Origin of the sequence: Haladaptatus sp. W1 (assembly GCF_001723155.1) — an archaeon.
Taxonomy (GTDB): domain Archaea; phylum Halobacteriota; class Halobacteria; order Halobacteriales; family Haladaptataceae; genus Haladaptatus; species Haladaptatus paucihalophilus.
In genome coordinates this window covers 1-6,615 of sequence record NZ_MEIH01000178.1, presented here as the reverse complement: position 1 = coordinate 6,615, position 6,615 = coordinate 1, and the positions used below count along the sequence as shown (strand labels likewise).

Genomic DNA, 6,615 nt, shown 5'->3' with positions numbered 1-6,615 from the left:
CTTCTCCAGATGGTGGCAGGTCGCCGCCGCCGTCGTGATGATGGGACTCGTCAGTCCCTATCAGTACGTCTGGTCGTCCATCCGTTCGCCGATGGCGAATCGCCTCGCCATCGACCCGGCGGCGCTCGGCGCGGTGTTCACCCTCTTCGTCATCTTTCAGGCGGGGTCGCAGTTCCCGGTCGGGTGGTGGCGCGACAGACACGGCCCGCGTGCGCTGACGCTACTGGCCGGACTCCTCGCGGGAGGCGGCTACCTCGGTCTCTCGCGTGCGACGAGCGTCTGGCAGTTGTACGTCCTCTACTCGCTCGGGGCTGTCGGGGTCGGCATCGTCTACACGGTCGCGGTGAACACGGCGCTGAAGTGGTTCCCGGACCGTCGGGGCCTGACGACCGGACTCGGGACGATGGCCTTCGCGGGCGGGAGTGCGCTGGTCGTTCCGTACGTCCGGGCGAACGCGACGGCCGCGAACTATCCCGGCGTCCTCCGGAACATGGGCCTGCTCATCGGAATCGGAATCATCGTCGGCGCGGTCGTGCTTCGGGACCCGCCGAAGGGGTGGCTCGAAGCGACGACGAACGGGGGCGACGACGCCGGTTCCGACGCCGACCCGACCGCGAGAAAGCAATACACGTGGCGCGAGATGGCGGGAACGTGGCAGTTCTGGGTGATGTACGTCATGTTCGTCTGCGCCAGCGGAGCCGGACTGATGCTGACCGCGAAGGTCGTCTCCTTCGCCGAAAACCTCGGTTTGGCTGCCGTCATCGCGACGATTTCGGCGACGGTGTTGCCGGTCGCAGGCGGCGTCGGTCGTCTGGTCGTCGGGGACGCCTCGGACCGCCTCGACCGCGAGAAGGCGATGGCGGCGTCCTTTTTCCTCTGCGGAATCGGCCTGTTCGCCGTCGTCTGGTTCGCGCGCGCGGAATCGAACGTCGGATTCATCCTCGCGGTCATCGTCGCCACGTTCTTCTGGAGTCCGCAGTACACGCTGTTCCCGAGCGTCGTGGGGGACTACTACGGCCGTGAACACTCGTCCGCGAACTACGCGCTCCTCTACTCCGGCAAGATGTGGGGTGGGGTGTTCGGCGGGGCGGTCACGGGCTTTCTCATCACCGCGACGGGTTGGACGACGGCGTTCCTCGTCGGGGGCGTGCTCGCAATCGTGGCGGCGGTCGGCGCGCTGTTCCTCCGTCCGCCGACGGACAGTTAATTATTCGAAGCAATCTTACTCGTAATTTTCTCCTAGTGGTTGTCACGGTAGTCTGTGACACGGTTTGGGCGGTTGGTAGATTACTACTGGGCATCAGCGAAGCCCCCGAAAGGTGAATATTCGCGCGTTTCTGGCTTCGTATTCCAGACGCATCCCCATAAGTTATGAATACTATTTCCGTAGATTCCTTAGAGCATTCCCAAGGCATACAGGAAACAGCTGCTTTTCCTACGGGAAACAGTTATATACCTACACCGCATATTATAGAATACATTATGACTGGATACTACGACCTCATTCTCGGACTGATCCCACTCGCACTCGTCGGCGTGACCGGAGCGTTCAGCGCGGCCGGACTCGCACTGACCACCGCAGTACCTCTCGGAGCGACCGTTTCGGTCCTCCTCATCGGACACGCTCTGTTCGTGAACGGCCCCGTCGATGAAACGCCTGCCCCGAACCCCCAGTCATCCACGCCAGTCAACTCCGCTGACTGAATCCCTTCGATTTCCCTCTCTCCTCTTCTTTCTCCTCTTCCTTCGATTCCCGTTACCGTTCCTTCTCTCAATTCCCTTCGATTCCCGTCAGAGTCCCGACTCTCCATCGCGTCTCCGGTTCCCCATCACATCTCCGATTCCTGATTCTCCCCGTCTCCCGTTCCGGTCGGTTCCCGCTTCCCGTTCCTCAACGGTTTTGTCGCTGGCATCCGTTTTGTGAGTCATGACCGAGACGCTGTTTTTGACGAGCGACGACGTTGCAGGACTGGCCGGAATGGACGAGTTCGTTGATGCCGTGCGCGACGGCTACCGCCAGCGGGGGACGGGCGCGCCCGCGAAACCCAGAACGACGCTGGTGAACGACGAACCGACGGGGATGTTGACCGGCTACTCGGCGATTCTCCCCGAAACCGGCGCGATGGGGGGGTACATGTACTCGGCCGGATTCGGTGCGGGCGACGCGTGGTTCATGACGCCGCTGTTCGACGCCGAGAGCGGCGAACCCCTCGCGCTCATCGACGGCGCGAGCATGAACCCGTTCAAGACGGGGGCGGCAGGAGCGGTCGGACTCGACGCCCTCGCCCGCGAGGACGCGACCTCCCTCGCCATCATCGGCAGCGGCGCACAGGCGCGCGGGCAACTCCAAGCCGCCGTGACCGTCCGTGACATCGAAACCGTCTCCGTCTTCTCGCCGACGAAGGAGAGCCGCGAGTCGTTCGCGGCCGAGATGAACGAGGCGCTCTCCGCGTCGGTCGCCGCCGTCGCCAGCAGCGCCGCGGCCGTCGAGGACGCGGACATCGTTATCACCGCGACGACGGCCAGCGAACCGGTGTTCGACGGCGACATCCTCGAAGACGGGACGCACGTCACCGCGATGGGACAGTATCATCCCAAAAAGAGCGAACTCGACGAGACGACGATAGAGCGCGCGAAATACGTCCCCGACTTGCGAGAGCGGGCGACGCAGGACGCCGGATCGTTCCTCGCGGCGCTGGAGTCGGGTGCGGTGGACGAGGACCACATCCACGCCGAACTCGGCGAGGTGGTCGCGGGCGAGAAACCGGGCCGCGAATCCGAAGACGAGATAACCGTCTTCGACAGCGGCGGGACCGGCATCGAAACCGTCGCCGCGGCGTACATGCTCTACGAGAAAGCGACGGCGGAGGGACTCGGTTCGACGATTTCGCTCTCGCCCGCGAGCGAGTCGTTGACCGGGGAATAGCGTCCGTTTACGACCGCGACCCGACCCACGCGCCGAGGGCGATGCCGTAGATGGCGTGTCCGGCGTGGAATATCGTCGATTCGTCCTCTTCGAGCGTCATCCCTACCAACCGACCGAGCATGACGCGCTCGCCGAAAATAGAGAGGAGCAGTCCGTAACCGAGGCCAGCGATGGTCCCCTCCGTTTCGGCGTTGAGCGCCGAGTTCGACCCCTCACCGAACGCGACGCTGAAGAAACCGCCAGCGACGGCACCGTACAGCGCGTGGAGGAAGAAGGCACCCAGCGGATGCTCGTCAGGGTTGCCACCGACGTATCGTGCGAGAAAGTCCGCCGTCGGCGGGTACGATACGGAGACGGACTCACGAAACACGGTCATGACGACGGTGCTGAAAAGTCCGCCCACGAATCCGTTTTTGACGTTCGAAGCCATACGACGGATCCACGGGGTCCGCGTCGATAGCTGTGGTGGCAAAGCGGGCGGCGAACGCGCTTACGCCGACCAGCCGACCTGCTCTTTCGCCTTCTCGATGGCTCCCTCGACCTTCTTTTCGAGTTCGTCGATGGAGCGTTCGACGTGGTGGACTCGCTCGCGCGGTATGCGTCGAACCACGTCGTCCCCGTCGTCGTTTTCCCCGACCTTGACGAGCCAGTGGTCGTCGAAGTACACGATGTCGTCGTTCTCGACCGCTCGTTCCTGTACCTTTCCGTCCGGGTCGTCGTAGACGATGGTCGCCGTACCTGTGTCTGGCATCGTTCGTTCGTGGAACGACTGAACTGAAACCTCCTTCGGCCGGAACGAAACTCACTCCTCGTTCGCCCGGCGACGGATATCGACGCGATAGTCCGAAAGCACGTCCCGCCCGAGGATGAGGTGGTGGCGCATGTGGCTTCTGTCCTCGACGCTGGCCGTGACGCGGTGCCACCGCCCGCCGATGCCGATGTCCACGTCCACCAACGGCCGTGTTTTGCTCGTTTTCCCGCTGCCGAACTTCACGGTAGCGCTGCTCTTGACGGGTCCCGCGCCGACGCGCGACGCGAGGTCGATGCCGATGCTCGTTCGGGTCGCGCCGGTGTCCGCCTTGGCGACGACCGACGCCGCCTCGCGCATGCCGTTGACCGTCACCCACTCCGTGTAGCCGACCGTCCGCCGTCCGTTCGCCGCGGCCGAATCGACCGGCTTGCAGTTCGGAATCGAGTCGTCGAGCGTCCTCGCAACCGCTTCGACCCGTTCGCTGGCGACCTCGCCGCCAGCGCGTTCGATGGCGTACCGGGCGATGAACGGGGCCGCGCTGTTGCCGGTCGCGCGGAAGAGACCGGTGAACCCGGCCGTCGGGTTCACTTCGAGGACGTACCAGTCGCCGTTCCACTCCATCACGTCGACACCGGCGACGTCGAGACCGAGGACGTGCGTCGCCTCGCATGCGATGGTTCGAACCTCGTCGGGAATCTCGTCAGTCACGTTCTCCGGCGTTCCCCCGCGCGCAACGTTCGTCCGCCAGTCGCCGTTCGGGGCCGAGCGTCGCATCGCGCCGACGATTTCGTCGCCGACGACGTAGACGCGGACGTCGGACTGTCTCCCGTCTTGGTCGAGAAACCGCTGGAGGAACGTGTGTCTGTTGCCGACCATCGGCGTCGGCCGTTTGCCCGTCCCGACCTTCCACGCGGCTTCGCCGTGAGTTCCGATTCCTGCCTTCTGGAGTATCGGCCCGCCGACGAAGCGACGACCCTCCGCGAACGTGGCGACGGACAGCCCGAGGAACGAATCCGGCGTCCTGATGCCGTGGTTCGAGAGGCGGACCGCGGTCGCGTACTTGTGAATCGCGGTCAGCACGGCGTCCGGCCGGTTGACCATTGGGCGGAGTCCGGCGACCGCGTTAGCGATTTCGAGGTGTTCCAGCGGGTATTCCGCGGTCGTCAACAGCAGCCGATTGACGACGATATCCACGTCCGGGGTGAACCGCGGCTCGTCGTCAAGTATCTGAATCCGGGTGTTTCCCTTCCGTAACCAGACCGGCGTGTAACCGAGGTCCTCAACCGCGTTCAAAATGGCCTTCGTCTCCTTGCTGTTGTGAAAACTGAGGACGCCGACCCGAATCGGGGCGTCGTCTGTGCGAGCCATACGCACTCTAGGCGTGGAGCGAGCCTGTCGGTTTCGTCGGTCAGAAACCAGGAGAGGTCCGAAAACGGTCGTGTTACAGTCCGAGGGCTTTCAGCAGCGGGATACCGCTCGCCAGCGCGCCGACGAGATACCCGCCGATAGCGCCGCCGTTCAGGAGCGGCAGTCCGGCGTGTGCCCGACCCTTCATCACCATCCAGAGCAGGACGACCAGTCCGACGAGCGTCCCGACCATCGCGGTCAGCGCGGGCAGGTTGAGCGCGATACCCGAGAGAAGCGGCTCGGCCGGGGAGAAGAAGGCCGCACTGGCGACCATCACGGTCGGCATGACGGCATCGCCGAGTCCGATGAAGAACGCGTCCCGGTCTTGAGCACCGCTTCCGGCCTCATCCTTCTCGACGTCCTCGCCGCCGTCCACCGCCTGTTCGTCGGCCGACGCCGCCATCTCGTCCTCGTTCACCGCGCCCTCACTGGTGGCCTGCACCGCGTCTTCGAGGAAGGAATAGGAGAGCGACAGCGGAATTACGAGGATGACGGGTATCTTCAGGTCCATCACGCCCGAGGCGAGCGTCAGCATGTGTTCCGTGCCGTAGACGCTGATGGCGTCGTACACCGCGAGCACCGCGAGCAGGAGAATCGCGGGGAGCAGGCCGAAGCTGATGCCGAACAGTCCGGCCGACCCGGCCCCCATCACGACGCCCGCCGAGTCGATGACGTACCATTCGGGATAGAGCAACAGCGCGATCGAAACGAGCGCGGCGGCGGCCCACGCGAGGACGTTGACCTGTGACCCATCGACCGTGACGGTGACGACGGCCGGAATCACCACGGTGAAGACGTACAGCGAGAGCATCCCGCTCGTGAGGATGATTATCGCGCGGAAAATCCACTCCACGCCGAGTTTGATGACCAACAACACTCCCGCCGTGAAGACGAGGATGACGCCGATGTAGACGAGGCTGTTCGTCGGGTTGGAGGGGTCCTTGACCGTCTGGTAGCCCGCCGTCTTGAACGGCCCCACCAGCGCCAGCGCGCCGAGTTGCACCGCCAGAAAGATGACGACGGTGAACCCGGAGGCGACGAACTCCCGCGTTCGAGTATCCATATGCGGAGAAGGAAGTGCCCCCTCTTTGTGGTTTTGGGTTCGTCGGACGGCTGGTAGTTCGTGAATCGAGCGCGAAACCGCTAGCGGGCGTAGAGCTTCGACCCGACGAGCATCGCCAGTTGCGCGTCCTCGTCCGGCGACACCGCCACGTACGGCCGCGACACCGGCCCGAACACGTCCACGACCCGACCGACTTCCGACAGCCCTTCGTCCACCACCGTCGTCCCGATGTTCGGGTACTCCTCGCTCGGCGAGCGCACGATGGCGAGTCCTTGGGCCGTCCGGACGACCTGTCCCAACCGCTGCATCAGTTGCGCATGGCCGTGACGTACGCGGCGACGGCCTGAATGAGGTCGTTCTTCGAGGAGTCGTCGGCGTTCTGCACCAACACGCGACCGCGCGCCGTCCACCCCTCGCGGGAGTAGGCCTTGTCGCGTTCGATGACGGTATCGTAGCCGACTTGTTGCA

At 64.3% G+C, this 6,615-nt stretch carries 10 protein-coding genes; 3 read left to right on the top strand and 7 right to left on the bottom strand.

The window, feature by feature from the left end:
- Both BG842_RS09150 and BG842_RS09145 read left to right on the top strand, forming a co-directional pair.
- Positions 1-1,207 (top strand): OFA family MFS transporter (locus BG842_RS09150; RefSeq protein WP_083252479.1); only part of this gene is annotated, 1,207 nt, incomplete at its 5' end.
- Positions 1,208-1,482: 275 nt separating this feature from the next.
- Positions 1,483-1,704: a hypothetical protein gene (locus BG842_RS09145; RefSeq protein ID WP_069450521.1), complete on the top strand. Its 222-nt coding sequence runs from the start codon at positions 1,483-1,485 to the stop codon at positions 1,702-1,704.
- An 87-nt stretch (positions 1,705-1,791) separates the two neighbouring features.
- On the opposite strand, the gene BG842_RS29720 is transcribed toward BG842_RS09145, so the two are convergent.
- A complete protein-coding gene (locus BG842_RS29720; protein WP_175424112.1) occupies positions 1,792-1,929 on the bottom strand; it encodes a hypothetical protein in 138 nt (45 codons plus the stop codon).
- On the opposite strand from BG842_RS29720, the gene BG842_RS09140 reads away from it, so the two are divergent.
- The gene (locus BG842_RS09140) at positions 1,928-2,926 is read left to right on the top strand and encodes an ornithine cyclodeaminase family protein (RefSeq protein ID WP_069450520.1); all 999 of its coding nucleotides are present in this window, start codon (positions 1,928-1,930) and stop codon (positions 2,924-2,926) included. The genes BG842_RS29720 and BG842_RS09140 overlap by 2 nt on opposite strands.
- Positions 2,927-2,933: 7 nt before the next feature.
- Here BG842_RS09140 and BG842_RS09135 read toward each other — a convergent pair whose 3' ends face one another.
- From BG842_RS09135 to BG842_RS09110, 6 genes are all read right to left on the bottom strand, one after another.
- Positions 2,934-3,356, bottom strand: a complete 423-nt coding sequence (locus BG842_RS09135; RefSeq protein ID WP_069450519.1) for a hypothetical protein — start codon at positions 3,354-3,356, stop codon at positions 2,934-2,936.
- A gap of 60 nt (positions 3,357-3,416) precedes the next feature.
- The gene (locus BG842_RS09130) at positions 3,417-3,677 is read right to left on the bottom strand and encodes a hypothetical protein (RefSeq protein ID WP_007978545.1); all 261 of its coding nucleotides are present in this window, start codon (positions 3,675-3,677) and stop codon (positions 3,417-3,419) included.
- A 51-nt stretch (positions 3,678-3,728) separates the two neighbouring features.
- Positions 3,729-5,045 (bottom strand): aspartyl protease family protein, encoded by a 1,317-nt coding sequence (locus BG842_RS09125; RefSeq protein ID WP_069450518.1) that lies wholly within the window; start codon positions 5,043-5,045, stop codon positions 3,729-3,731.
- A 73-nt stretch (positions 5,046-5,118) separates the two neighbouring features.
- Positions 5,119-6,147, bottom strand: coding sequence for a presenilin family intramembrane aspartyl protease PSH (locus BG842_RS09120; RefSeq protein ID WP_069450517.1), 1,029 nt, complete (start codon positions 6,145-6,147; stop codon positions 5,119-5,121).
- A gap of 80 nt (positions 6,148-6,227) precedes the next feature.
- Positions 6,228-6,455 (bottom strand): H/ACA ribonucleoprotein complex subunit GAR1, encoded by a 228-nt coding sequence (locus tag BG842_RS09115; protein ID WP_069450516.1) that lies wholly within the window; start codon positions 6,453-6,455, stop codon positions 6,228-6,230.
- Positions 6,455-6,615 (bottom strand): signal recognition particle subunit SRP19/SEC65 family protein (locus BG842_RS09110; RefSeq protein ID WP_303645362.1); only part of this gene is annotated, 161 nt, incomplete at its 5' end. The genes BG842_RS09115 and BG842_RS09110, both read right to left, overlap by 1 nt.